32 protein-coding genes are annotated in these 25,524 nt (G+C 53.3%); 21 read left to right on the forward strand and 11 right to left on the reverse strand.

The annotated features are described in order from the left end of the window. Nucleotide 1 precedes the first annotated feature (1 nt). From AB4Y96_RS12010 to AB4Y96_RS12040, 7 genes are all read left to right on the forward strand, one after another. Nucleotides 2–955 (forward strand): arginase family protein, encoded by a 954-nt coding sequence (locus tag AB4Y96_RS12010; protein ID WP_091876841.1) that lies wholly within the window; start codon nt 2–4, stop codon nt 953–955. Beyond that, nucleotides 952–1,305, forward strand: a complete 354-nt coding sequence (locus AB4Y96_RS12015) for an EamA family transporter (RefSeq protein ID WP_091876843.1) — start codon at nt 952–954, stop codon at nt 1,303–1,305. Before AB4Y96_RS12010 ends, AB4Y96_RS12015 begins: the two co-directional genes overlap by 4 nt. Next, nucleotides 1,302–2,177, forward strand: coding sequence for a fatty acid desaturase family protein (locus tag AB4Y96_RS12020; protein ID WP_091876845.1), 876 nt, complete (start codon nt 1,302–1,304; stop codon nt 2,175–2,177). The genes AB4Y96_RS12015 and AB4Y96_RS12020 overlap by 4 nt, the downstream gene beginning before the upstream one ends. Beyond that, nucleotides 2,164–2,982, forward strand: a complete 819-nt coding sequence (locus AB4Y96_RS12025) for an alpha/beta hydrolase (RefSeq protein WP_244518087.1) — start codon at nt 2,164–2,166, stop codon at nt 2,980–2,982. The genes AB4Y96_RS12020 and AB4Y96_RS12025 overlap by 14 nt, the downstream gene beginning before the upstream one ends. Further along, nucleotides 2,963–4,141, forward strand: a complete 1,179-nt coding sequence (locus AB4Y96_RS12030; protein WP_441917560.1) for a GNAT family N-acetyltransferase — start codon at nt 2,963–2,965, stop codon at nt 4,139–4,141. Before AB4Y96_RS12025 ends, AB4Y96_RS12030 begins: the two co-directional genes overlap by 20 nt. Next, entirely contained in the window at nt 4,138–4,554 is a 417-nt protein-coding gene (locus tag AB4Y96_RS12035; RefSeq protein WP_441917561.1) for an SMR family transporter, read from the forward strand. The genes AB4Y96_RS12030 and AB4Y96_RS12035 overlap by 4 nt, the downstream gene beginning before the upstream one ends. Before the next feature lie 114 nt (nt 4,555–4,668). Next, nucleotides 4,669–4,914 (forward strand): hypothetical protein, encoded by a 246-nt coding sequence (locus tag AB4Y96_RS12040; protein WP_091876852.1) that lies wholly within the window; start codon nt 4,669–4,671, stop codon nt 4,912–4,914. 4 nt (nt 4,915–4,918) lie between these two features. On the opposite strand, the gene AB4Y96_RS12045 is transcribed toward AB4Y96_RS12040, so the two are convergent. Beyond that, on the reverse strand, nt 4,919–5,458 hold the full coding sequence (locus AB4Y96_RS12045; protein WP_091876854.1) for a flavin reductase family protein: 540 nt from the start codon (nt 5,456–5,458) through the stop codon (nt 4,919–4,921). 607 nt (nt 5,459–6,065) lie between these two features. On the opposite strand from AB4Y96_RS12045, the gene AB4Y96_RS12050 reads away from it, so the two are divergent. From AB4Y96_RS12050 to bfr, 11 genes are all read left to right on the forward strand, one after another. Continuing rightward, a complete protein-coding gene (locus AB4Y96_RS12050) occupies nt 6,066–6,218 on the forward strand; it encodes a hypothetical protein (RefSeq protein ID WP_175540489.1) in 153 nt (50 codons plus the stop codon). 305 nt (nt 6,219–6,523) lie between these two features. Then, nucleotides 6,524–6,682, forward strand: coding sequence for a hypothetical protein (locus tag AB4Y96_RS12055; protein WP_162700303.1), 159 nt, complete (start codon nt 6,524–6,526; stop codon nt 6,680–6,682). 205 nt (nt 6,683–6,887) lie between these two features. Next, nucleotides 6,888–7,070 carry a hypothetical protein gene (locus AB4Y96_RS12060; RefSeq protein ID WP_091876856.1) on the forward strand — a complete coding sequence of 61 codons (183 nt, stop codon included), beginning with the start codon at nt 6,888–6,890 and terminating at the stop codon, nt 7,068–7,070. A gap of 224 nt (nt 7,071–7,294) precedes the next feature. Beyond that, entirely contained in the window at nt 7,295–7,657 is a 363-nt protein-coding gene (locus tag AB4Y96_RS12065; protein ID WP_091876858.1) for a putative quinol monooxygenase, read from the forward strand. Between the two features lie 45 nt (nt 7,658–7,702). Beyond that, on the forward strand, nt 7,703–7,987 hold the full coding sequence (locus AB4Y96_RS12070) for a hypothetical protein (protein WP_441917562.1): 285 nt from the start codon (nt 7,703–7,705) through the stop codon (nt 7,985–7,987). Nucleotides 7,988–8,099: 112 nt separating this feature from the next. Next, nucleotides 8,100–8,408, forward strand: a complete 309-nt coding sequence (locus tag AB4Y96_RS12075) for a hypothetical protein (RefSeq protein WP_441917563.1) — start codon at nt 8,100–8,102, stop codon at nt 8,406–8,408. A 313-nt stretch (nt 8,409–8,721) separates the two neighbouring features. Next, nucleotides 8,722–8,967, forward strand: coding sequence for a hypothetical protein (locus AB4Y96_RS12080; protein WP_091876864.1), 246 nt, complete (start codon nt 8,722–8,724; stop codon nt 8,965–8,967). A gap of 140 nt (nt 8,968–9,107) precedes the next feature. After that, entirely contained in the window at nt 9,108–9,569 is a 462-nt protein-coding gene (rirA, locus tag AB4Y96_RS12085) for an iron-responsive transcriptional regulator RirA (RefSeq protein WP_091876866.1), read from the forward strand. Nucleotides 9,570–9,644: 75 nt separating this feature from the next. Further along, nucleotides 9,645–9,959, forward strand: coding sequence for an antibiotic biosynthesis monooxygenase family protein (locus AB4Y96_RS12090; protein WP_441917564.1), 315 nt, complete (start codon nt 9,645–9,647; stop codon nt 9,957–9,959). 423 nt (nt 9,960–10,382) lie between these two features. Next, nucleotides 10,383–10,694: a (2Fe-2S)-binding protein gene (locus tag AB4Y96_RS12095; protein WP_441917565.1), complete on the forward strand. Its 312-nt coding sequence runs from the start codon at nt 10,383–10,385 to the stop codon at nt 10,692–10,694. Beyond that, nucleotides 10,660–11,145, forward strand: coding sequence for a bacterioferritin (bfr, locus tag AB4Y96_RS12100; RefSeq protein WP_091876871.1), 486 nt, complete (start codon nt 10,660–10,662; stop codon nt 11,143–11,145). Before AB4Y96_RS12095 ends, bfr begins: the two co-directional genes overlap by 35 nt. Before the next feature lie 67 nt (nt 11,146–11,212). Here the strand turns inward: bfr and AB4Y96_RS12105 are convergent, their stop codons facing one another. From AB4Y96_RS12105 to pcsA, 6 genes are all read right to left on the reverse strand, one after another. Beyond that, nucleotides 11,213–12,280 (reverse strand): BMP family ABC transporter substrate-binding protein, encoded by a 1,068-nt coding sequence (locus tag AB4Y96_RS12105; RefSeq protein WP_091876873.1) that lies wholly within the window; start codon nt 12,278–12,280, stop codon nt 11,213–11,215. A 56-nt stretch (nt 12,281–12,336) separates the two neighbouring features. Next, the gene (locus AB4Y96_RS12110) at nt 12,337–13,257 is read right to left on the reverse strand and encodes an ABC transporter permease (protein ID WP_175540490.1); all 921 of its coding nucleotides are present in this window, start codon (nt 13,255–13,257) and stop codon (nt 12,337–12,339) included. 1 nt (nt 13,258) lies between these two features. Continuing rightward, complete coding sequence (locus AB4Y96_RS12115) at nt 13,259–14,350, reverse strand: ABC transporter permease (protein ID WP_441917568.1); 1,092 nt, start codon at nt 14,348–14,350, stop codon at nt 13,259–13,261. Beyond that, entirely contained in the window at nt 14,350–15,933 is a 1,584-nt protein-coding gene (locus AB4Y96_RS12120; protein ID WP_441917569.1) for an ABC transporter ATP-binding protein, read from the reverse strand. The genes AB4Y96_RS12115 and AB4Y96_RS12120 overlap by 1 nt, the downstream gene beginning before the upstream one ends. 141 nt (nt 15,934–16,074) lie before the next feature. Beyond that, nucleotides 16,075–17,052: a quinone oxidoreductase family protein gene (locus AB4Y96_RS12125; protein WP_441917636.1), complete on the reverse strand. Its 978-nt coding sequence runs from the start codon at nt 17,050–17,052 to the stop codon at nt 16,075–16,077. Continuing rightward, complete coding sequence (pcsA, locus tag AB4Y96_RS12130) at nt 17,052–17,804, reverse strand: phosphatidylcholine synthase (RefSeq protein ID WP_091878347.1); 753 nt, start codon at nt 17,802–17,804, stop codon at nt 17,052–17,054. The genes AB4Y96_RS12125 and pcsA overlap by 1 nt, the downstream gene beginning before the upstream one ends. A 162-nt stretch (nt 17,805–17,966) precedes the next feature. On the opposite strand from pcsA, the gene AB4Y96_RS12135 reads away from it, so the two are divergent. Further along, nucleotides 17,967–19,166 carry a UbiH/UbiF family hydroxylase gene (locus AB4Y96_RS12135; RefSeq protein WP_441917570.1) on the forward strand — a complete coding sequence of 400 codons (1,200 nt, stop codon included), beginning with the start codon at nt 17,967–17,969 and terminating at the stop codon, nt 19,164–19,166. Here the strand turns inward: AB4Y96_RS12135 and AB4Y96_RS12140 are convergent. The 3 genes from AB4Y96_RS12140 to AB4Y96_RS12150 form a co-directional block, all read right to left on the reverse strand. Further along, on the reverse strand, nt 19,163–20,509 hold the full coding sequence (locus AB4Y96_RS12140) for an Nramp family divalent metal transporter (RefSeq protein WP_441917572.1): 1,347 nt from the start codon (nt 20,507–20,509) through the stop codon (nt 19,163–19,165). The genes AB4Y96_RS12135 and AB4Y96_RS12140 overlap by 4 nt on opposite strands. Nucleotides 20,510–20,657: 148 nt before the next feature. Continuing rightward, nucleotides 20,658–21,305 carry a class I SAM-dependent methyltransferase gene (locus AB4Y96_RS12145; protein ID WP_441917574.1) on the reverse strand — a complete coding sequence of 216 codons (648 nt, stop codon included), beginning with the start codon at nt 21,303–21,305 and terminating at the stop codon, nt 20,658–20,660. A 57-nt stretch (nt 21,306–21,362) separates the two neighbouring features. Beyond that, the gene (locus AB4Y96_RS12150; protein ID WP_113097168.1) at nt 21,363–22,307 is read right to left on the reverse strand and encodes an AEC family transporter; all 945 of its coding nucleotides are present in this window, start codon (nt 22,305–22,307) and stop codon (nt 21,363–21,365) included. Between the two features lie 102 nt (nt 22,308–22,409). On the opposite strand from AB4Y96_RS12150, the gene hspQ reads away from it, so the two are divergent. Beyond that, nucleotides 22,410–22,748 carry a heat shock protein HspQ gene (gene hspQ, locus AB4Y96_RS12155; protein WP_175540525.1) on the forward strand — a complete coding sequence of 113 codons (339 nt, stop codon included), beginning with the start codon at nt 22,410–22,412 and terminating at the stop codon, nt 22,746–22,748. Nucleotides 22,749–22,802: 54 nt separating this feature from the next. Here the strand turns inward: hspQ and AB4Y96_RS12160 are convergent, their stop codons facing one another. Next, nucleotides 22,803–23,429 (reverse strand): invasion associated locus B family protein, encoded by a 627-nt coding sequence (locus tag AB4Y96_RS12160; RefSeq protein WP_441917576.1) that lies wholly within the window; start codon nt 23,427–23,429, stop codon nt 22,803–22,805. A gap of 273 nt (nt 23,430–23,702) precedes the next feature. Between AB4Y96_RS12160 and AB4Y96_RS12165 the strand changes: the two genes are divergently transcribed. Beyond that, nucleotides 23,703–25,520: an extracellular solute-binding protein gene (locus AB4Y96_RS12165; protein ID WP_441917578.1), complete on the forward strand. Its 1,818-nt coding sequence runs from the start codon at nt 23,703–23,705 to the stop codon at nt 25,518–25,520. Nucleotides 25,521–25,524: the final 4 nt, after the last annotated feature.

The following is a 25,524-nucleotide window of genomic DNA, read 5'->3' on the forward strand; positions in this document are numbered from 1 at the left end:
CATGCAACTCCTCCTTCTTCACCTCGATGATGCGCTGGAGTTGCAACCAGACTTCGTGCGCGCCTGTATGCGAACAGGCGCGCGCCAGATACATGCGGAAGATCATGGCCGCGTGGTTCGTCTGTGGGGGCATCAGCCCGCAATAGACGCCCTCAGCGGCAACATCTCCCGCTACATCGTTGGTGATCAGAAGAAACCGCATCTCTGCTTCATGGGTTCGGGTGACTTCCATCACGTCACCGCGCTTCTCGTTGCCGCGGCACTTGAAAACAACCCCGGCCCGGCAACGCTCATCCATTTCGATAACCACCCCGACTGGGTGCACTTCGGCAATGGCATGCATTGCGGATCATGGATTAATCGTGCCCTGCAGCATCCTGATCTCGAAAAAATCGTGACCGTGGGCGTATGCAGCGATGATCTGACAAGCCCTGAGCGTAAAGGGGCAAACCTGTCATTGCTCGCGCAGGGACAGCTGGAATTATACCCCTATAGCCATGCGCCAAGCCGCGTCCGTAAGGACTATGGCAGCGGTGCGAGCTATGAGCAGAAGAATGGCGTTTTGAGTTGGAAAACCATCGCGGAGATCGGCGAAGAAAACTTCATTGATCAGTTGCTGTCGCGCATCAAAACCGAGGCTGTGTATTTTACGATCGACAAGGATGTTCTTGTCCGTGACGATGCGATCACCAACTGGGATCAGGGGCGGATGCGCCTGCCCTACGTTCTCTCGCTGATCACGGAAATCAGCAGGCATCACCGGATCGTTGGTGCCGATGTGACCGGTGACTATTCGACACCATCCTATTCCGGCAATCTGTGGACCCAGTTTACAAAACGTGCCGAGATTTTCATCGATCAGCCGCACGCAACGCCGGACCCTACGATAACAACAAACATCAACAGTGCCGCCAATCATGCATTGCTCGAAGTCCTGTCGGAGGCGATGGGATGACCGGCACGCTTACACTTCATATGCTGGCTTTGATCGCTTTCTGCGTTCTCACAGAAACCGCGCGGGAAGTCTGCTTCAAATATTCAGCCGATAACGAAGCGTTGGCTGCTGCACTGGTCAAACCTGTGACCTGGCTCGGCGTGATCTTCTGGGCGCTGGAACTCGTTGGCTGGACCATCGTGCTGGAGCATGTGCCGCTGTCGATCGCCTTCCCGCTCATGGCTCTCAGCTATGTCATCATCGTGCTCGCAGGAGCATGGATATTCAAAGAACAAATCAACCTTCGCCACGCAGCCGGTGTGCTGTTCATCACAGCCGGTGTGGCATGTGTAGGAGCAACAGGATTATGAAACTCTTCGCTCATACAAGGTGGGATATCGCGCCCATACTCGCAGCTATTGCTCACCTTCTCTTCAATATCTATCTGGTCGTCGGCTTCGAAAGCCGACCTTTGTGGCTCTCGCTTGTGCTTGGTGGGCTCTACGCGGTCTCGATCTCGTGGAACATCAACAGCATTTCGCATAACTTCATCCACACGCCCTACTTCAAGTCCCGTGCGATGAACTACGCATTCAGCCTGCTGGAATCAGTGACAATCGGGTTCTCCCAGACCTATTACCAATGGATTCATATGCGCCATCACTCGGGCAACAGCGACCGCCCGAACGAGAAGGGCGAAACCATCGACTGGTTGTCGATCTATCGCCACGGCAAGAATGGCGAGCCTGAGAATGTCTGGAGCTATACGTTTCTAAGCTTCTTCCGCGATAGTCTCGGCGACATTCACAAGGCCATCTCGAAGAACCGGCCATTTGATGCCAAATGGGGTCGCTTCGAGCTTTATGCGTTTCTGGGTCTGGCTGCGATCGGTTTTCTCTGGGACTGGAAGGCGATGCTCTTCTTCGCGCCCTTCTATTATCTGGGAAACTGCCTCTCTTCGCTCAACGGCTATTATGAGCACCTGCACGGCGATCCGGATGAGCCTATCGCATGGGGCGTGAGCAGCCATAACACCTTCTATAACTGGCTCTGGTTCGGTAACGGTTACCACGCCGAACATCACTACCGCCCGAAGACCCATTGGACTGAACTGCGCAACTTCCACGAGAAAATCAAGGAAGAGCAGGACAAGGCCGGTGTACACGTCATCAGCACCTGCCATGCACTTGGGTTCATGGCCCCGGAAAACAGAAACCCGGATATGATCGATGCAGATGTCTGATGGATTGAGCTATTTCCTTGAAGGCTCGAATGGCAAAGGCGTGTTGCTCGTCCATGGTTTGACGGGCGCGCCTGCGGAAATGAAAATGCTGGCCCGGCAGCTAAACCGGAAAGGCTACAGCGTCTACGCCCCGCTTCTGGCGGGGCATGGCGTTGACATGGCAACATTGACGCGATCACGCTGGCAGGACTGGCTGGAAAGCGTGCATGAGGCGACGGAGAAATTTGCCCCCTATACCGATGAAACATTTGCGGCTGGCATCTGTATCGGTGGCAAATTGTCGATGATGGCTGCCCATCAAAGGCCGAACAGCATCAAGGCCGTGGCGATCTATTCGCCCTGCTTCCATTATGACGGCTGGAATGTTCCACACCATTACTGGCTGCTTTCTCCGTTTATCGAGCTGTTGTCGCATATTCCGTCTATCGCCAAGCTGAATTTCAGCGAGACATCCGCACTTGGTATCAAGGATGAGCGGATCAGGCGTATGATGGTAAGCATGGAAGCAGAGGGCGTTATCGACAAATTCCCGGGAAAGGGCATCGCCGAGATGTATCGCCTTGGCAAGGAGTTGAAGCGAAACTTGCCACAAATGCGCACGCCGACACTCATCCTGCATGCCAAGGAAGATGATCTGAGCAGCCCAAAACACGCCCGTTATATCAGCCGCCACATTGGTGGACCGCATCAACTGACGTGGATCGAAGACAGCTACCATATGATCCATGTCGACCGGCAGCGCCAGAAAGTTGGCGACTACACAGCGGCATTCTTCGAGGCCAATAATGCCCCAGCCTATGCATGATCATGTTTTACAGCACGCGCCCGTTTCAGCGAAGATCGCTGTGGTGGCACAAACACGCATATTTGAATCGATCCGTGATATCGGCCGGGACGCATGGGACAAGTGTTTTGCCGACGAAGCAGAGGATTACGGTTGCCTGCTTGCCATTGAGGAAGCTGGAATTGCCGGTTTTGCCTTCCGCTATGTCACTGTCATCGAAAATGGCCAATTGCTCGCGGCCATGCCTGCATTCCTGACAGATTACCAGTTGGACACAACGCTCGAAGAAGGCCGGTTGCGTCAAATTCTGCGCCGCATAAGGCAGACGTTTTCACGTTTTCTGACGCTCAAGCTGGCTTGCCTCGGTTCGCCATGCACTGAAAATGGCATTGTTGGGTTTCATCCTGATGTACTTGAGCGGCGCAAGGCCGATCTGTACTCACAATTGCTATCGGGCTTTGAACATTATGCCAAGGCAAACGGCTGCTCGCTTATCGGTATCAAGGATGTGCCGGAGCCAGCGACAAATGCCTTTGCGACGGTGTTCTCGGATCATGAGTTCGCCGGCATCCCCGGTCTGCCAACGGCCTGGCTCGATATCGATTTTGACTCCATCGAAATCTATATGCTCAGGCTTTCATCCGGAACGCGCAAAGACATGCGCCGAAAGATGAAATCGTTCGATAAAATCAGAGTGGAAAAACGCACTGATTTCGCGAACCTGCTGCCGCAGGTCATGGCGCTTTATCACGACACGCGCAACCGCAGCGAATGGCAGTTTGAAGAACTGACGTCTGACTATTTCAGCGGTATTCTTAACCAGATGCAGGGACGTTCGTTTTGCACCTTTTACTATGCAGGTGACCAGTTACTGGCTGCCAATCTAATGGTTCACAATGGTAATACGCTGATCGACAAGTTCTTCTGCATGAACAGCGCCGAAGGCCGTGCCTATAATTTGTACTATCTGAGCTGGTTCACCAATCTGCGCCATTGTCTTGATCATGGCATGAAGCGCTATCAGAGCGGACAAGCCTACTACGAAAACAAGATCCGCCTCGGCAGTCAGCTGACGCGCAACACCATGTATTTCAAGCATCGCAATCCAGTCATTCAATGGGCATTGCGCCTCGCCTCCCCGCTGTTTGCGGCAGACGAAACATTGAAGGATGGCGCATGAAGCCGATCAATCTCGTCTGGTTTGCCATTCCAGTTCTCAACACGCTGTTTCAGGTCTTCATCAAGCTCGCCGCCGAACAGATGACCGGACTTGGCTTCGATATGGCCTGGCTCATCCATGCGGTCACATCACCATGGATGCTGGCCGCTATCGCTGCTGAAGTGATCTGCTTTGTGTTCTGGCTGCAGGCATTGGCCCAGCTTGATCTGAGCAAGGCATTTCCCCTGACCGGGATCAGTTATGTAATGATCCTTGCAACGAGTTGGCTCATTTTCCGGGAAGATATCAGCGCACTCCAGATTATCGGCAGTACACTGATTCTTATCGGTGTCTGGCTCATCGGCACGGCCTCCAGTGAGCAGAAAAGCACTGAACCGTCGCTCTCAGGTGTCATACCTCACAAAATGCATTAGGTTGAGTATTGCCGCGAAGGCATTTGCCAATCGGTCAACGCAATTTGACTGTCCGTCTTTATTTCGATGTAATCTGCCATGAAAACACAGCATGCCCGACTAGGAACGCAGCCCATGGATCGCTACGAAACATTCGCAACCTGGATCTTTATCGCATTCGGCGTGCTGATACTGGCAGGATTGATGGCGTTCTCGATAACCACTGGCGACAAGCAGGCGTTTTTGTTCACGATTGCTGCGTCTTGTGCCACATTTTTTCTGGGCGTTGCCGTGGTCTTCAATCAACCCAAGCTATATGGCCTCATTTTGCTGGCCACGATCGTTCTCGTCGGCTGTTCGATAACCGCGATCGTGACTTAGTTCATCACTCAACCGGCGGCGTAATGTGCCTGTAAGCACCGTGCCAGTAGAGCAAGGGTTCAGCATTCTTGCGCACAGTGACCGCGCGCACCCTTCCAATGAGAATGCCATGCGAATGCCGTTCAATCGCGTCATCAAGTTCGCAATCAAGAACCGTCAAGGCATTCTTTAAAGCAAGCGTTCCTGTTGCAAGCTCATGCCATTCGCTATCCAGATAACGATCAATGCCCTTGCGCCCGCCCCGTCCTGCAAAACTGTCTGCGACATGGCGCTGATCATGTGCCAACACATTGACACAGAAACTGCCGTGACGCTGCAGCACGGGCCAGGATGACGAATCCCTGTTGAGGCTGACAATCACCGATGGCGGGTCAATGGCCAGCGACGAAACCGAGGTTGCAGTAAAGCCTGTCCGGTCATTGCCGCGCCCCACCGTGATAACACTCACCGCGCCAGCGAGGTGACGCATGGAATCCTTGAACAAATCAGCTTCCACAGTCAATTCGTGCTGGGCGGCACGCGCCCCTGTCTGAAAGACGGACATTTTTTCCTCATTCATTGGATCACTCTGGCAGGTGGGACCGTCAAAGTCCGGGCTTTCGGCTACGGAAGGATCACTTCACTCGGTGTGCAAGAGGTCTTCGTCATTCGACTTTCGATGAATAGACTAGTGACCGGTTTCAGATGAGCATCCATCCATTCGATTTCAATCTCCTCGAGATCAAAGGCATAGAGCTGCTCACGACTGCATTGCAGCACATTCGTATAGCGCGAAACCAGATTGTGCTTTGCTCAACCTGCGACCTTTCGGCAATTTTGTTTTGCCTTTCGCGGCAATTTCGAGAAACCAAATCTAAAACGGGCCGTATAGCGACTTCACCGCGCCAGATCCATCGAACAATTGCCAACCCGAAACAACCGGCGATGAGTCTATTGATCGGTCATTAATCTCTCGCTCATACGGACATTGATAACGGCGCAGTTTTGAACCTGCATGCCACACCAAACTCACACGCAGGATTTATTTTCACAACAAGGCCGCTGCGCGCAAAATCGTGCTCTTCCTTTCGCGAAAATTGTAATCTCTATCGTGTTAATCGTCTATCGGATGCCTGATGATGGTCCGTACCAGCAGAGAGAGAATAATCCCGATGGCGTCCACTGACTATACGACCACGCACAGCGCACGCGCTTCGGCATTCCAACGTATTTTCAAAGACAAAGACCGGGCCACCGTCGCCCTGGTTTTCACGGGCGCTTTTGCGTTCCATCTGGCCGTGCTGTTCAATCTCCTGCCTGCATAAGCTGTTACCCGGTATTATCCTGATCGCTCTGCATTCGTCAAAGACCAGACTCCGGATGGCAGGCGCTATGGTGCACAAAATATTTTCAATTGCCATGGAACCAATCCTCCGCTGACGCATTCTGTGGGTACTGGTACCCCAACCAGCCTTGGCTTTCCCCCCACAAGCCAACCCAGCCCAATCCTCATACCCCTTGAGGATTGGGCTTTTTTCATTGCGCTACCTGTGCCCGAACAGAACTGGTTCAATTTCGGCAGGAAAGGCTCTAGCATTGCAGAATAAGAAAACCTGGAACGGAGGAAGCAATGTCCATTGATAGTGCCAAACAAGCCATCGAGACTGCAATCCATCGCGGCGATTTCAAAAGCATGGGGGTTGCCGTGTTCAAGGCAATCAACGCTTTGGAAGATCGAATCCGGCAGATGGAAGAGGAAATCGCCCAGTTGAAAGCAAAAGTGAACTGACGCCAAGCCATTCGATCTTTGAAATGAAAGTTGGCTATGTTAAGGTTCTGGCAAGTTGAGTGTAGCGGTACCTTGAGCCTGCGCCGCACTGAAACGATGCGTGATATTCTTATCCAGAGTCCAGTTTGTTAGAGCCAAATCAAGCCTCAACCCGTGAAACCCCTACCGTTTCGGCAGGGGTTTTGCTTGTGAGAACGGGCACGCCATGAAAATCATTCTGTCGATTGTTGCGGTACTTCTGATCATTATGGGCGGGGTATGGGCTTTGCAGGGCCTTAGCCTTATTGGCGGTAGTTTCATGGTTGGGCAAACCCGCTGGCTCTATATCGGGTTGGTGACGATCGTCGCCGGTGCTGTTTTGCTGGCTTTTGCCGCTTCGCAAAAATAACGTGCCAGCACGCGCCAATCCCTCATATTTCCAACGCCAAGTTCGCTTTGATCCCTCAGCGGTGTGTTCCAGCACGAATGATTTGATCACGTGCGCAGCTGTCATTTTCCAGAAGGAATCGAGATTTTACAAGGCTTTGACCTGCCCTGTCAGCAGCTTACGTCTGGATTTGTCAGGAGCTCGCTGATAGAACCGTGAGAGAAAAGCGGGAGGCTTGAATTTTTATGACTGAACTGACGATTATTGTTGAATTCGAAACACATGAGGGCCGGGAGGAAGAGTTTACGGCGCTCATTCGCGAGCATGCACGCAAAACACTTGACGAAGAACCGGGCTGCCTGCGCTTCGAAGTCATCAAACCAATCGAGCGTGACGGTACGCCTATTCCCAACAAGGTTATGGTCAACGAGCTTTATGCCAATGAAGCGGCCGTTACAGCCCATGAAAACAATCCGCGCCTGGTCAAAGTCCGTGCAGCCAATGCACCATTGCTCAAATCCAGCCGGTTAATCTGGGCCAAATCCCTGAGCGCCAAACCGGCCGAAGGCATGACCACGATGGAACTGAATGCGAGCAATGACGATTGAGGGGCTTTGCCTAACGTCGAATGTCGTTGGGCATTGAAATGTGCAATGAATAAGTTTGAAATACCGGCTGCGACAGCAAGAAGGTTTCCTGTGAAAAGCAAATTGGCTCTCGCTATTTTCCTGCCATGCATTTTGGCCGTCAGCAATTGCGGCGCGATGCGTTGGATGGATGAAACCTCCAAATCGACAGGATCTTCCAAATGTGCAGGCTGGAACAAAATCCGCATCAAGCCGGAAACTGCTGTTTATCTTGCCCGGAATGATTTTTCTGCCGGAATAGACATCGACTCCCACAATCTCAATGGACAATCGCACGGCTGCTGGAATTGATTTCTCTCCAGAATCCTTTCCGGCCAATACCGTCGGAAAGGTTCTGGGTTTTCTGGAACCAAACGCTGCCTCTACCGTTATTCCTTCGCTTATGATGAAAGGAATTCTCGAAATGGCAACGAACGTATCGAAAGCGCGTGACGCAGCTGAGGGTGATCTGGAAAGCCAGATTGCGGCCCTGCGCAAGGAACTTTCAGGGATTACCCAGTCCCTTTCCGATCAGGGTTATGATCTGCTTGATCAGGCAAATTCGACCTACGACACCGTGAAACGGCATGGTCGCAAAGCAGCACGCTTCGTGGGAGATGAAGCACAGGTTGTCGCCGATAAAGCGAAGGAAAACCCGCTGATCACTGTTGCCGTCATTTCTGCAATTGCGGGTATTGGCTTGCTTGCAGGCCTTAGTGCCTATCGCCGGTAAACCGGACGGGTCTTGAAACGGGCGATATGGTTGCCTATATCAGGTGCAGAAATTCGGTTCCGTCTTTGACCACGGATGTACTGGCACTGGTGTTGAGCTGAGTTTGGAAAGGTCGGGATTTCCCGACCTTTTTTATTGCCTTTTTGCACCAACGCGGCGTTTATCAGCCAGACTTGAACCGGTCTTCTGTTGCACCAGCGAGGCGGAACATCTATGAAAGACGGGAATATAGCCTTGATCATGTTGGATCGGGTTTTACAGTGAGAGTGAGCCCCTTGATTCCGTGCCGGGGTGTTTAGAGCGAGCTGCCTGAATGGACAATTTTGAGAAATACGCACTGGCTTTGATGGTCGTATTCGGTGCCCTTATTATTGGCGGCCTGATGGCAGTCCATATTGCCTGGGTGCACAAAGCCGGATTTCTCTACGCCTTGAGCGCAGCCGTCGTTGTCTGGGCTGCCGGATTCGCCGTTCTCTTCGACAAGCCTCGGGTCTATGGTTTCCTGCTGCTGGTCGCTGCCGGTTTTATCACGGCGTCTATTGTCGTTCTCGTTCGCTGATCCCAAAAATTTTGGCGATGTCTCCCGAGCGAAAATATGAAATTTTCGCTCATAATATTATTTACTTTATCAAGAATAATTCTAAACTAGAGTCTCGTTTCCAAGGCATGCCCTGATTTCAGGTTGAGAGAGATATTCCCATGCGCCTAACCAGACAGACAAATTATGCCATTCGCATTCTGATGTATTGCGCCGCCAATGATGGCAATCTGAGCCGGATTGCCGAAATTGCGCAGGCTTACACGGTCTCCGAACTTTTCCTGTTCAAGATTCTGCAGCCGCTCGTTGAGAACGGTTTCGTTGAAACCGTACGTGGACGCAATGGGGGTGTGAAGCTTGGCAAACCTGCCAAGGACATCACGCTTTTTGACGTTGTGCGTGTGACCGAAGAGAACTTTGCCATGGCGGAGTGCTTTGAGAACGATGCTGCCGAATGTCCGCTGATCGACAGCTGCGGCCTGAATGCTGCCCTGCGCAAGGCATTGAATGCATTCTTCGAAGTTCTGGCTCAATATTCCATCGACGATATCGTCAAGACCAGAGATGTTCGCGCCCTCCTCGGCATCGACAATCTGGCGCCACGCCTCGCAACTGCGAGCTGATGTAGTCCCAACTCTGCGCGGTGACCGGTTTCGGAATCGACCATCAATCACATCTGCCCAAATGGAGTTTGCGCCGTGTACATAGCTATGAATCGTTTCAAAGTTCAGTCGGGCTCTGAAGAAGCCTTTGAAACCGTGTGGAAATCACGTGACTCCCGCTTGGCGTCAGTCCCCGGTTTTGTCGAGTTCCACCTATTGCGCGGCTCCAAGAACGAGGAAGAGAACTATACCCTCTTTGCCTCGCATACCATCTGGCGCACGCAGGCGGATTTTACCGCATGGACTCAGTCGGAACATTTCCGTGCCGCGCATCGCAATGCGGGCGATACCAAACCGAGCTACATCGGACATCCCCAATTTGAAGGATTCTCGGTGGTCGAAGGCGCCTGATTTAGTCTTTTTACGACAAATGAGACGTTTTGACACACTTAAAACCGACAATTAATTTTGCCGGGTTTTGTATTGAAATACGCCAAACATGATTGAATTGGTTATATTATTTTCCTAGTTTAGAACTATTCTAACTTATTGATATCACGACATATTCAGCGTTGGCCATTTGACAGAATTCTGACAAACCGGTCTTATACAACCAGTATTGCGAATAACGCATGACCTTTAATGTTAGGGCCTTGAACCCTTGCGATTGGAGGAACCTTTGTCTGGTTCGAAAGTATTATCAGGCCACAGGACAATATTCCTTGGCCATTTTCAGCGAAGCGCCACCCGCCCTGCCATCAGGGGAAGTTTTGACGATGTAATGACGTCAAGATTTGTAGGTATTTATTCTTCCAGATACGGCGCGTAGACAATATGCTTGTATGTCATTGCAATATCATTACCCAAAAAGAGATCGAGAATACTATTGTTGAACTTCTCGATATTGACCCGTGGCAACTGATTGTCCCGGCAAAAGTCTATCATGCCATGCAGAAGCGCGGCCGCTGCTGCGGCTGCTTCCCAAACGTCGTTGAAACCATCATAAAGGTGACGGAAGAATATCACCTCCGCCACGGTTCCAACGATTCTGATGCAGTGTCGTTTATTGATCGTGTGCGGGCATTGCGTCACGAATACGGGAGTTCACGGCATGAAAGGCGACAAAAAGGTCATCGAGCGGCTTAACGAAGCGCTGTTCCTCGAATTGGGAGCAGTCAATCAGTATTGGTTGCACTATCGCCTTCTGGACGATTGGGGTTACAAGCTGCTCGCCAAGAAAGAGCGTGCTGAATCCATTGAAGAAATGCAGCACGCTGATCGTATTATCGAGCGCATTATTTTCCTCGAAGGCCATCCAAATCTGCAGTCGATCGGCGCTCTGCGCATTGGTCAGAACATCAAGGAAGTGCTGGAAGCCGACCTTGCTGGTGAGTATGACGCTGTAAAATCCTACAAGACGTCACGCGAAATCTGCGCCGAAGTCGGCGACTACGTCACCAAGGAACTCTTCGATGAGCTTCTCAAGGACGAAGAAGGCCACATCGACTTCCTGGAAACACAGCTTGATCTGCTGGGCCGCATTGGCGTCGAGAACTACGGTCAGCTCAATGCTGCACCAGCTGACGCCGCTGAATAAGCCAATCATTTTGCACGCATAAAAAAAGGGCGCCATTGGCGCCCTTTCCTTTGTCGCAAGACAAACCTTATTGCGGCAGCTTGTCGTCTACGCCTGCTACGTAGAAATTCATGCTGAGAATGGTCTTGTCATCGGCCGTTTCGCCAGCCTTCAACCACTCCGAACCATCCTGCTTCTTGACTGGGCCCGTGAAAGGCTTCAGCGCGCCAGAAGCGATCTTGGCCTGCGTTTCCTCGGCCAGCTTCTTCACATCGTCAGGCATGTTGGTGTACGGCGCCATCACTACAAGATTCTCATGCATGCCATGGAAAACATTGTGGGTTTTCCATGTGCCGTCAATCACAGCCTTGGCCCGTTCAATGTAATAAGGGCCCCAATTATCAACGATAGAGGTCAACTGGGTTTCCGGACCGAACTTGATCATGTCGGAAGCCTGACCGAATGCCTTGATTTTGCGCTCGGCAGCCACCTGCATCGGTGCAGTCGAATCCGTGTGCTGTGTGATAATATCAACGCCCTGATCGACCAGAGCCTTGGCCGCATCCGCTTCCTTGCCCGGATCAAACCAGGAGTTGGCCCAGATCACTTTGACCTTGAAGTTTGGATTGACCGACTGCGCACCCAGCATGAAGGAGTTGATGCCCTGCACCACTTCCGGGATCGGGAAGGAACCGATGTAACCAGCAACGCCAACCTTGGACATCTTGGCCGCGATCACGCCTTGCACATAGCGGCCTTCATAGAAGCGCGAGTTGTAGACGGCAACATTGTCGGCAGTCTTGTAACCGGTTGCGTGTTCGAACTTCACATTCGGGAATTTCTGCGCAACCTTGATCGTCGCATCCATATATCCGAACGATGTTGTGAAAATCAGCTTGTTGCCTGCACGGGCCAGACGCTCGATGGAGCGTTCTGCATCGGCACCCTCAGGTACACTTTCAAGGAACGTGGTTTCAACCTTGTCACCAAGCGCCTTTTCCATTTCCTTGCGGCCCTGATCATGCTGGTAGGTCCAGCCGAAATCACCGGGTGGTCCGATATAGATGAAGCCAACCTTCAGCTTCTCCTCGGCATGCGCCGCTCCCGTCACAGCAAAGCTGGCGGCCATAGACAGCGCCATAAGCAGTTTTTTCATTCGTGTTCACCTCTCTGTTAAACCAAATGCATTGTCTTTTTATTCTCGTTCGGCCCCTAGCGGTCGGGCACGAAGGGTTTGCCGAGTGATGTCGGCGTATTCATAAGGGTCAGCCGCTTGTTGCGCGAAATCAGCACAAGAACGACAATTGTTGCCAGATAGGGCAAGGACGACATGAACTGCGAGGGTATGCCGATACCGAGCGCCTGCGCATGCAACTGGCCAATGGTCACAGCACCGAAGAGATAGGCACCAGCGAGAATGCGCCATGGTCGCCATGAAGCGAACACCACCAGCGCAAGCGCGATCCATCCCCGGCCCGACGTCATGTTTTCCACCCATTGCGGCACATAGACGAGCGATAGTTGCGCACCGGCGAGCCCGGCGCAAGCGCCCCCGAACATGACAGCGAGATAGCGCACCCGGACAACAGGCACACCAAGTGCATGGGCCGATGTGTGGTTGTCACCCACCGCACGCAGTGTCAGTCCGGCGCGGGTGCGGAACAGGAACCACGTAACCCCGATGGTGAGGAGGATCGAGATGTAGAAAATCGGGTCTTGTCCGAACAGGAATTTGCCGACCACGGGAAGATCAGTGAGGACGGGAATGTACAGGGATTGCATCCGCACGCCGGGCAACCCGACAAAGCTTTCCCCAATCATCGCCGACGCGCCGAGCCCAAGCAGTGTTAAAGCCAGACCCGTTGCCACCTGATTGGTGACGAGCGTCAGTGTCAGAAAACCGAATAACAGGGAAAAGGCCGCACCCGCAAGAATGGCTGCGAACATTCCAAGCCATGCCGATCCCGTGACTTGCGCCACACCAAAACCGGCAACGGCACCCATGATCATCATGCCTTCAACGCCGAGATTGAGGACGCCGGATCGCTCCACCACCAATTCGCCCATCGCGGCGATCAGCAAAGGCGTAGCAGCCGTGGCAACAGTCAAAAGAATAGCTTCGAACATGCCCATATCACGCGCCCTTTGCTGCGGTTTCGCTGTGACGGGTCACGAAGCGGATGCGGTAATAGATGAGCGTGTCACTTGCCAGCACGAAAAACAGGATGATGCCTTGAAAGATGCGCGCCGATTTCTCCGAAATACCAAGGGAAACCTGTGCTGCCTCACCACCAAGATAGGACAGCGCCAGAACCAGCCCTGCAGCAACAATGCCGAGCGGATTGAGACGACCGAGGAACGCCACAATGATCGCGGTAAAGCCGTAGCCCGGTGTGATCGTCGTGCGTAATTGCCCGACAGCGCCCGAAACCTCGGCAATGCCTGCCAGTCCAGCAAGCGCACCAGAGACAAGAAACGCGAAGAATGTCAGGCGGCCGGCGCTGAAACCGGCAAAGCGCCCTGCCCGTGCGCTGCGTCCGAGCACCTTGATTTCAAAGCCGTTCAATGTGCGCGACAGCATGAACCAGACGAGCAGCGCAGCAACAACGGCCAAGATGAAACCCCAATGCGCCCGGCCCGATTCAGCCCATATCTCCGAGAGTATGGCGCTCGAATTGAACTGCACGGTCTCAGGGAAATTGAAGCCTTGCGGATTACGCCAGGGACCACGCACAATCCAGTCGAGGAACAGCTGTGCCACGTAAACAAGCATCAGGCTGGTCAGAATTTCATTGGTGTTGAACCGCACCTTCAGAAAGGCCGGAATGGTGGCATAGGCCATACCACCCGCCATGCCGAGCAAAAGCATGATCGGCAGGACATACCAGCCCTGAAAATCTGGGAAAACAACGGGCAGGATCGATCCGGCAATACCGCCCATGATCAACTGCCCTTCCGCACCAATATTCCAGTTGTTGGACAGAAAACAGACGGAAAGCCCTACAGCGATCAGGATCAATGGCGCCGCCTTCACCAGCAACTCATGCCACGACCAGATTTCGGTCAAAGGCTCAACGAAATAGGAATAGAGCGCCGAAACCGGGTTCTTGCCCAATAGCGAGAACAAGATAGCTCCGGCAATCAGCGTCAGGAACAGTGCAATGAAGGGTGAAAGCGCACTGAACAGCGCCGAATGTTGCGGACGTTTGACCAGTTCAATGCGCATCAGACCGCCCCTGCATTTACATGTGCCGAAGCAGTATCTGCGCCGCCCATCATCAGACCGACACGTTCCATGTTCATTGCTTCAATCGGCACTGCCTCCGAAAGACGACCATGCACCATAGCGGCAATGCGGTCAGATATTTCAAAGAGTTCATCGAGATCCTGGCTGATGACAATGACAGCCGAGCCACTGCGAGCAAGATCGACAAGCGCTTGCCTGATATGCGCTGCTGCTCCCGCATCGACACCCCATGTGGGCTGATTAACGACCAGAACAGAAGGATTTCTATCCAACTCACGGCCGATGAGAAACTTCTGCAGGTTTCCGCCAGAAAGCGCTGATGCATCTGGGTTTTCTGCACTTTTACGCACATCCATCTGCGCGACAATACGCTTTGCAGCAAGGGCAAGACTCGATTGTTGTAACAATCTTAAAAGTCCGCCGCCGAGAAAGACTTTTCCATCCGTCGAATAACGCGACAGCAGCAGATTGTTCGTCAATGACATATCAGGAACCGCCCCATGGCCAAGGCGCTCTTCAGGAACAAAAGCGGCACCAAGCCTGCGCCGTGCAGAAATACCCGAGCGCCCTGCATCCTTGCCCCGAATGCGGACAATATCTGCCCGTTCCTGCAAGGCTTCTCCCGATATGGCTTCGAAGAGTTCACCTTGCCCGTTGCCAGCAACGCCCGCGATACCGAGAATTTCACCCGGTTTGACGGACAGTCGGACATCATGCAGCGATACAGAAAACGGGCCTCGCGGTTTTTGCGACAGGCCATTGACCTCTATCAAGGCCGCCTGGGTGGCAGGCGCATCATTCGGGCGCCGCTCAATGACATGAATATCGCTGCCCACCATCATGCGGGCAAGTGAAGCTGATGTTTCCTTGCGTGGATCACACTGGCCAACAACCTTGCCATGACGCAGCACCGTCGCCCGGTCACAAAGACGGCGCACCTCTTCAAGCCTGTGGCTGATGTAGAGGATGGACTTTCCTTCCGATCGCAACCGTTCGAGCGTCACAAACAGAAGGTCGGCTTCCTGCGGTGTCAGCACTGACGTCGGCTCGTCGAGAATGATCAGATCAGGGTTTTGCAGCAGGCAGCGAATAATCTCGATGCGTTGGCGTTCGCCTACAGAAAGATCGCCGACCAGCGCATCCGGATCAACAGGCAAACCATAGGTCTGGCCAATTTCCCGGGCTCTGGCTGCAATGGTGTTCAGGTCGGTTTTAACATCAAGTGACAAGGCGATGTTTTCAGCGGCTGTCAGAGCATCGAACAGAGAAAAATGCTGGAAAACCATACCGATACCCAGCGATCTTGCGAAAGCCGGATTGGCCATTGCAACGGTGTCGCCCTTCCAGTCGATGTCACCGGAACTCGGCTGCAAGGCGCCAAAGAGCATCTTCACCAGTGTCGATTTACCGGCGCCGTTTTCGCCCAGAAGTGCGTGGATTTCGCCGGTGCCGATTGTCAGATCGATCCCGTCACAGGCTTTCAGAGAGCCAAAAATTTTTGTGAGAGCGCTTGCTTCCAGAAGTGGACGCCCGGCCCCGCCTTTATCACTTATGCTTGTCATAGTACCCCACGGCCCGGGACGATTATTATAAGGTGTCCCCTAACCGTTTTCGATCCTATGTCGGGCAGCATCGATTTGGGAAGTGCAAAACCTGAGGTTGCGGCCATTTGCGCACATTATTCGAGCATTATTTTCAGTGGCTTAAGGAATAAGCACCGTTGTTCCGGTTGTTTTGCGTGCTTCAAGATCACGATGGGCCGTTGCAGCATCTTTGAGTGCGTATTTTTGGCCGATATCAATGCGCACGACGCCGCTTTCCACCTGAGCAAAAAGCTCGCGTGCAGCATTTTCGAGAGCGGCCCGCGCGGCGACATAGACAAATAAGGTTGGCCGCGTCAGATAAAGCGAGCCCTTGCGTGACAGAATACCAAGATCGAACGGTGGGACCGGACCCGAGGATTGGCCGAAACAAACGATCATCCCACGCGGACGCAAACAATCCAGTGATCCATCAAACGTGTCCTTGCCGACAGAGTCGTAGACAACATCCACACCTTTGCCACCCGTAATTTCCTTCACCCGCTCGACAAAATTCTCGGTGCGATAGTTGATGACGTGATCAAACCCATTTTGAAGCGCGAGCTTTACCTTCTCATCTGAACCGGCAGTGCCGATAACCGTCGCTCCCAGATGTTTGGCCCATTGTCCAGCGATAAGCCCGACACCGCCAGCCGCCGCATGAAACAGGATCGTATCGCCCTTCTTTACGGGATATGTCTCCCGCAACAGATAATAGGCGGTCATGCCTTTCAGCATCATCGAGCCCGCTTGCTCCGATGAGATGGCATCAGGAACTTTCACCAGACGATCCGCCGGCATGAGGCGTTCTTCCGCATAGGCACCGATCGGATTGACATAGGCGACGCGATCTCCCGCCTTAAAATCCGTAACACCTGCACCAACGGACAGGACAATGCCTGCACCTTCATTGCCGGGAATCAGCGGCAAACCGCCGGGCGATGGATAAAGGCCGGTACGGAAATAAACATCGATGAAATTCAGCCCGATGGCCTCATTGCGCATGCGCACTTCACCGGGGCCAGGCTCGCCTACCTCGACGTCTTCATAAACAAGAGCTTCCGGACCGCCCGTTTGATGAATGCGGATTGCTTTGACCATCATGCCTTCTCCGTCCGTCCAAGATTGGGAAATGCCTGCATTACTGCGCCGATAAGAAACAGATAAATACCCGTCACCGAAATGCCAATACGTACCCAAAGGGGCGAGTCCAGATGCTGGTACAGCGACAGCACGCCGAATGCACACCACAGGAAGAATATCGTGAGATTGAGTGGCCGCAGACGCTGTACGCGTACCGGATGCAGGAAATAAATCGGCAGGAAGGAAACAATGGCTGCGCCGAGAACGATGGCAAATGCCACCCATTCGCCCGGCTTGACGATAAACAGCGTGAAAACCAGCATATTCCAGACAACAGGAAAGCCTTTAAAGAAGTTTTCCTTCGTCTTCATACCCGTATCGGCATAGTAGATCGCGCTCGATACCACGATAATTGCCGCTGCCAGAAATGACAGTCCCTCGCCCATGAAGCCGCGCTGATAGAGCGCAAAGGCCGGAATGAGCACGTAGGTCATGTAATCAATGATATTGTCGAGGAGTTCTCCCGACCAGTTCGGCAGGACATATTTGACTTCAAGCTTGCGCGCGATCGGGCCATCAATGCCATCGACGAAAAGTGCGAGGCCCAGCCACCAGAACATGGCCGTCCAGCTTTGTTCGCTGGCGGCGACAACCGACAGGAATGCAAGAAATGAACCGGAAGCGGTCAACAAGTGGACTGAGAACGCTTTGGCCTGTGGTGCCGTTACTTTTTTGGGCTTAACGCCTTTGGGCAAAGTTGGTTTTTTCACGGTCCGCGCCAATCTGCTGCATGATACTCATCCGCTTGTCCCTATATGTTATCAAGGACAAACGATTTGTGAGCAGCTTTTCTTGAAAATGGCTCAAAGCGCAAGCAAAGTTCTTGATATAAACTGTTGAAAGCCTAAATGGCTTGGAAGCGGAGAGAGATGATGACCAGCACCAGAACAGATCCGATCATTGTGGCCGGAACCGGTCATGTGGGGTTGATTGCAGCCATCGCCCTTGGCCGGAGTTTCGAGAACGTCATCAGTCTTGGGGTAATTCCCAATGGTACAGATAAACGCACGACTGCCCTTATGATGCCTGCCATTCGCTTTCTCCAGCGTATTGAGCTGTGGGATAGCATTGCGCCGCACGCCGCCCCCATCGGCTCCATGCGTATTCTTGATGGGACAAACCGGCTGGTCCGCAGCCCGGCAGTGACATTTGAAGCCAGCGAGATTGATGAAGAAGCGTTTGGCTACAATATCCCCAATGCCACATTGACCAAAACGCTCAATGCCGCGCTAAAGCAGGTACCGGTTCGTCATGTGGCAGCATCGGCCACCCGCTACCATCCCGTCGAGAACGCCATGGCGGTCGAAGCCAGCGACGGCTCGATGTTCTCCGCCAATATTGTTATCGCCGCCGATGGCCGGTCATCTCTGGCACGCGAAGCGGCGGGCATTTCTGCGCGCACATGGCAGTACAACCAGACCGCACTTGTACTCAGCTTTAGCCACACCCGTGAACATCATGATATTTCTACGGAATTTCACACGGAGCATGGCCCTTTCACGCAAGTGCCACTGGCCGGAAAGCGCTCAAGCCTCGTATGGGTAACGACACCTGCGCACGCCGTTGAACTGCTTGATCTGACCGCAGAGCAATTGGCAATGCGCGTTGAGGAACGCATGCAGTCCATGCTGGGGGCTGTTACGATCGACGTTGAACCACAGGCCTGGCCGCTGTCAGGGCTTGTTCCAACCGCCTTCGCCCGCAATCGCGTGTTTCTGGCGGGTGAATCAGCCCACGTCTTTCCACCAATCGGGGCACAGGGCCTTAATCTTGGCGTCAGGGATGTCGAAACACTGCTGGACACCTTGCCGGCGGATGGTAGCGACCTTGGCGCCGCAACGGTCGTTTCTGCTTATAACCGCAAGCGCAGTCCTGACATCATTGCGCGCACCGGTGCTGTTGACGCGCTGAACAGGTCATTGCTCTCTGATTTCCTGCCCGTACAGATGGTTCGTAGCGGCGGATTGGAGCTACTACGCACCTTCTCGCCCTTGCGCAACTTTCTTATGCGAGAAGGCCTGCGCCCCGGCAGCGGCTTTCGCTGGCCGCGCCGGGAAGCGGATCGCGTCTAGACGAGCACGAAATCCATCAACAGTTTGACGTTCAGCACGGCGATCACCACAGCAATGAACATGGCAAGAGCCGTGAGCCATTTGGGGGAAACCAGAGCGCCCATTTTCGTCTTGCTGGCCGTGAAGATAACCAATGGGAACACCGCGAAGGAAAGCTGAAGGCTGAGGACGACCTGCGTCAGGATCAGAAGCTTGGCTGTTCCGCTATCGCCATACCAGACGGTGACGATTGCCGCCGGAATGATGGCGATGGCACGGGTGATCAACCGGCGCAGCCAGGGTGCCAGCCTGATCTTGAGAAAGCCTTCCATGACGATCTGACCGGCCAATGTAGCCGTCACAGTCGAGTTGATACCGCAGCACAGCAGCGCGATACCGAACAGCGTCGGCGCAAAGGCCCAGCCCAGCAGCGGCGCGAGCAGGGAATGCGCTTCACCGAGTTCCGCAACTTCAGTCTGCCCTGTCTTGTTGAAAGTCGCCGCAGCAAGGATCAGGATCGCCGCATTGATCAGCAAGGCAAACATCAGCGCGATGGTCGAGTCCCATGTGGCATATTTCAAAGCCTGACGCTTCTCCGGCATTGTATGGCCATAGTCGCGCGTCTGGATGATGCCGGAGTGTAGATAGAGATTGTGCGGCATGACCGTCGCGCCGAGAATACCAAGTGCGAGGTAAAGCATCTCCGGATTGGTAACAATCTGCGTGGTTGGCGCGAATCCCTTGATCACCGCAGCCCAATCGGGATCGGCCAAGAAAATCTGGATGCCAAAACAGAGAGCAATCACACCCAGCAGCGTGATGATCAATGCCTCCACCCAGCGGAAGCCAAGCTTTTGCAGATAAAGAATCAGGAATACGTCAAGTGCCGTGATCAGAACACCGATCTCAAGCGGCACACCGAAAATAAGGTTGAGGCCAATCGCTGTACCGATCACCTCCGCGATATCGGTTGCGATAATCGCAATTTCCGCCACGAGCCAGAGCGTGTAGGCCACGGGCCTTGGAAAGGCATCGCGGCAGGCCTGGGCAAGGTCCCTGCCCGAACCGATAGCCAAACGGGCGCAAAGCGCCTGCAGCACGATTGCCATGATGTTGGAGATCAGCGCGACAACAAGCAGCGTGTAACCGAACTTCGACCCGCCCGCGAGCGATGTCGCCCAATTTCCCGGGTCCATATAGCCAACAGCAACGAGATAACCCGGCCCCACAAAGGCTGCGGCCCTGCGCCAACCCGGTCCCGCTGTTCTGACTGCTATTGAGCGATGCACATCTGAAAGCGATGCATCGCCCCGTTCGCGCCGCCAGCCATCGTCCGTATCGGCTGCCTGCCGCAAGGAGTCCATGAAATACCTCTAATCCTAGTCGCAATTGCAAATCATTCGCAATAGTACACACAAAGATCGCAACCACAAGTACGGGTTTGCTGCGACGAAACAGCCCATATTGCAGCGTGGAGCAGCTTTTCGGGGAAAGACAGGGTTGAGGCTGTGATCAGCGGGGGCGAAGCCGGAAGACGCTCGATTTCACAGTGGACGTTTTCACTTGCCCGACATCGGGAACGAAATATTCGGCAATCAGCTCAAGCCGATCAACCGGAAGATGCGCCCTCTCCGGATCGCCGATCAGTACGTTGATTCCCGCGTCAAGGCATCGGTCAAGAAACGCAATCACTCGGCCGGCCAATTCAGGCCCGTAGAAAAGATCGCCGACAACGACCAGATCGACCGGCGGTGGCGATCCGGAGGTCAGATCGTCCCCTATGAGGGTCAGAGCGACATTGTTGACCGCTGCATTCAACTGCAGCGCGACAATCGCGTTCTGATCAATATCTGCTGCAAGGACATGACTTGCGCCTGATTTGGCTGCAGCAATGGCGATAATCCCGGAACCGGCACCAAGGTCGAGAACCTTTAAGCCTTGCACGCTCTGCGGCTGTTCAAGGATATAGCGCGCAAGCGCAGCACCACCTGCCCAGAGATAGGCCCAATAGGGTGGCTCGGGATCGCCGCCATCTATGGATTCAGCCAGGCGCCAAAGCCCACTTGCCGGATGGGACGTGTGAAGCAGGATTTCCGGAAGCGATGGTACTTCCGCAACAGGCATGTTCGCCTGAATGAATTTCGCTCGATCTATCGCCAACAAAGCTCCGGAAACACAATAGCAGTCCAGCCAACCGCCGGGTGCGGAATATCAATATCAGGGAATAAACCCATGCGTCATCACATATAGCCACAGCGTCAGCGTTACGACCGAAAATAGTGTCGTTGCCAGAATGCTGCTCGATGCGCGCTCAACCCACACGCCATATTGCTGGGCAATGACAAAGACATTCGTCGCCGTAGGCAATGCCGCCAGCAGCATGGCCGTATAAACCCACACAGGCGGAAAATCACCGGCAAGGTGAAGCATGCCGTAGATGAGCAGCGGCTGGAAAATCAGCTTGATCGGCACGATCATGTAGAGTTCCGGCGGCACTCGCTTCAACGGCCGTAAGGCGAGCGTCACACCCATGGCAAACAATGCACATGGTGCGGCGGCTTTTGCCAGGAGATCAATCAATTTGTCGATGGAGGATGGTGGCTCAAACCCGACAATAGCCGCAGCAACACCGAGAATTGTCGCTATGATGAAGGGATGCAGCAATATCTTTTTGAGAACGCTGATCACGAGTTCATGCGGCTGGCGCTTCTCCTTACCTGATAGTGCCATCATCAGCGGTGCCATGATGAAATGCAGCGTATTGTCGAAACAGAATATCAGGGCGACAGGGACGGCAGCCGGAGCGCCGAAAGCCATGATCGCCAGTCCCGGCCCCATATAGCCAATATTGCCATAGGCGGCCGCCAACCCTTGAATGGTGCTCTCGTCGATTTTGCGCGTTCTGTAGAAAGCCACACCGAACATCACCAGAAAAACACAAAGTGTTGATGCCGTACAACCAATGATGAAAGCCCATTGAGTCAGCTCAGCGACAGGTGTCTTTGAAAGGATCTGGAAAAACAGTGCCGGTAACGCCACATAGACAATGAAAACATTCATCCATCCCATGGCCTCCAGCGGCTGACGACTAACGCGGGCAACCACAAATCCAAGAAAGATCAGGCCGAAAAATGGAAGAACAAGATTGAAAACGCTGAGCATGACGAGCTTTGACCATTGGAACGCGACCGGAAATGGCAAGACGCCATAGATGCTCGCACGATTTGATGGAGACAGGTATGTCTCTGATATCTATAATGAATGATGATGATGAAACAAATACGCCACGCAAAATTTCAGATTGGCCAGGTCGTGAGCCACCGGATATTCGCTTTTCGCGGCGTAATCTTCGATGTCGATCCGGAATTCAACAATACGGAGGAATGGTATCAATCCATTCCCGAGGATATCCGGCCACGCCGTGACCAGCCGTTCTACCATCTCTTCGCCGAGAATGCGGATAGCGAATATGTAGCCTATGTTTCGGAACAGAACCTTGTTCCGGACACAACAGGCGTGCCTTTACGGCACCCGCAGATCAAGGACATGTTCGAAAATCCGCAAAATGGCATCTATCGCGTCAAGAGTCCGCACATCAACTGAAATCAACGCAATAAAAAAGGGACGCAAAGCGTCCCTTTTTCACGGAAATAGCGATTATTTGCCGGACTTGGATTTTTCCTGTTCGGCTTTCATCTTGTCTTCGAATTCCTTCTGACGCTTCTGGACTTCTTCCTGAAGTGTCTTCTGGCGATCTTCGATTTCCGACTGCTGCAGGCCGGGGCCGTCAAAAGCCTGGCTGAAACCGGTCAACGCAACATTGATCGGGTTTGGCTTGTTCTGGAAATTAACCGAAGTCAGCGTGAGCTGATTGCCCTTCTTGAAGGAAGCGACCAATTCGTCCGACATGGCAACTTCAGAGATACAACGATCCGGGAAGCAGATGGCGAAATCGATCTTCTGTGTCTTGCCGCCATTGATCTGAAGTCCGACACCCGGAGCAATCAGGCGGCCCGTTGGTACGGAGACCTGGAAAATCTTGCGATTGACCTTGCCTTTAATCTCAATGAGGTTGACGGCAGTCAAAAGCTGACCGCTATCGGCCGTTACGATGTTCTGCGTGTTGCAGATATCGTTCTCTTCCTGCTTGGAGCAAACCTTGAACCAACCCTGCGGCGTTCTCTGCTGCTGCTGCTGGGCTGATGCTGGTACTGCCGCGGCGGCAAGTAATGCAATTGCACCCGCAATGGATGCGGTTGCAGCGAATGTCTTCGGGTTGGACATGGTCAACTGGTTCCTTTCAGCGCACTTATCCGAAGTGTAACTTGATCACTAAGAATTGCTTTCTCTGGCTTGGTTACCAAATAAGGCAACAGAGTGACCCTCCGTCTCGAACGTCGTGTTACACTGCATGTTCGTGCAAATCCAGACTACTTTTAACACTGTTGTCATTTCGCGAAGATGATTACACCCGTTTGGCCGCAGAATCGTCACGAGATGGTAATCTTGTGGGCGAATCAAAGGGAAATCCCGCCAAGGGGACACAAGGTTGAGACGATGTTGAAGAGAAGTTTCCAGATTTTGGCGCTGCTGGCCGTGGCTTATTCGGCAACAAGTGCAGCTTTCGCCGAGCCAAAACATGGAATCGCCATGCGCGGTGAGCCCGCCCTGCCCGCCGATTACCAATATTTTCCCTATGTGAACCCCAACGCGCCCAAGGGCGGCTCGATCACCTATGGCGTCGTCGGTACATTCGACAGCCTGAACCCGTTTCTCGTAAAAAGCCTGCGCACGACAGCGCGCGGCATCTTCAATGACCTCCAATTCGGCAATCTCGTTTTCGAAACGCTTATGCAGCGCAGTGCCGATGAACCCTTCACCATGTATGGTCTGCTTGCCGAGACTGTTGAAACCAATGACGAGCGGACATGGGTTGAATTCACACTGAATCCGAAGGCAAAATGGTCGGATGGTGAGCCTGTTACGCCTGAGGACGTTATTTTTACGTTCAATCTTTTGGCCGAAAAGGGTCTACCTCAATACAAACAGCGCATGGACCGCATCTCGAATATCGAGAAAGTCGGCGAACGCGGCATTCGTTTTACCTTCAACGACAAGGCTGACCGCGAGTTTCCGCTCGTTCTGGCTTTGATGCCGATTCTTCCCAAACACGCCATTGATCCGGAAAAATTTGACAGTTCACCACTGACACCGCCTATTGGCAGCGGCCCTTACACCATTGCAAAAATTCAGCCCGGTCAACGTATCGTCTACAAACGCAACCCCGCCTATTGGGCAGCCGATATTCCAAGCCGTCGCGGTTTCAATAATTTCGATACAGTCACCATCGAATATTTCCGTACCGAGCAGTCACAGTTTGAGGCGTTCAAAAAGGGTGTCTTTGACATCTTCATGGAGGGCGATCCAAACAAATGGGCCTCATCCTATAATTTTCCCGCCTTCAAAGACGGCCGCGTCGTTCAGGAAACGTTTGAAACCAAATCACCATCGAATGTGTTTGGCTTTGCATTCAATACGCGGCGGGAAAAGTTTGCTGACCGGGACGTGCGCGGCGCCCTTTCGATGATGTTTGATTTCGAATGGACCAATCGTAATCTCTATGCAGGCCGATATCAGCGGCTTGGCAGTTATTGGCAGGGTTCCGACCTGTCTGCCCTCGGCAAACCGGCTGATCCTACCGAACGCGCTCTTCTGGCACCCTATCCAAATGCCGTTTCACCGGATGTGATGGATGGGACATACGTGCCAGCCCAGACCGACGGTTCCGGACGCGACCGCAAGGAAATGAAGCGCGCCTACGACACTCTGGTCAGCAAGGGATATTCAATCAAAGACGAAGTGATGCTGGACCCCACGGGTATTCCGCTGACGTTTGAAATTCTCACCCGTTCCGTGGCCGAAGAACGGCTGGGCCTTGCCTATAAACGTACGCTGGAGCGCCTTGGTATCGGTGCTACAATTCGCACCGTCGATGATGCGCAATATCAAAAGCGTTTGGAAACCTTTGACTACGACATCATTCTCGGTGCCTATTCTGGCTCCCTTTCGCCCGGCTTTGAACAGACGCGCCGCTGGAGCAGCGTATCCCGGGACGTGAATGGCAGCTTCAATTATGCCGGCGTGGCTGATCCCGCTGTCGATGCTTTGATCGGCGAAATGCTGGCTGTCCGCACCCAGACGGAGTTCGAGAGCACCGTGCGGGCACTCGACAGGGTGTTGATTTCAGGAAATTATTTCGTACCTATTTACTACCAGCCCGCGCAATGGGTTGCCCGGTGGTCCTATATCAAGCATCCGGACAAGACATCTCTCATTGGCTATCAGCTCCCGACCTGGTGGTCCGACAAACGATAGGTTG

Source organism: Phyllobacterium sp. TAF24 (assembly GCF_052113785.1).
GTDB lineage: Bacteria > Pseudomonadota > Alphaproteobacteria > Rhizobiales > Rhizobiaceae > Phyllobacterium.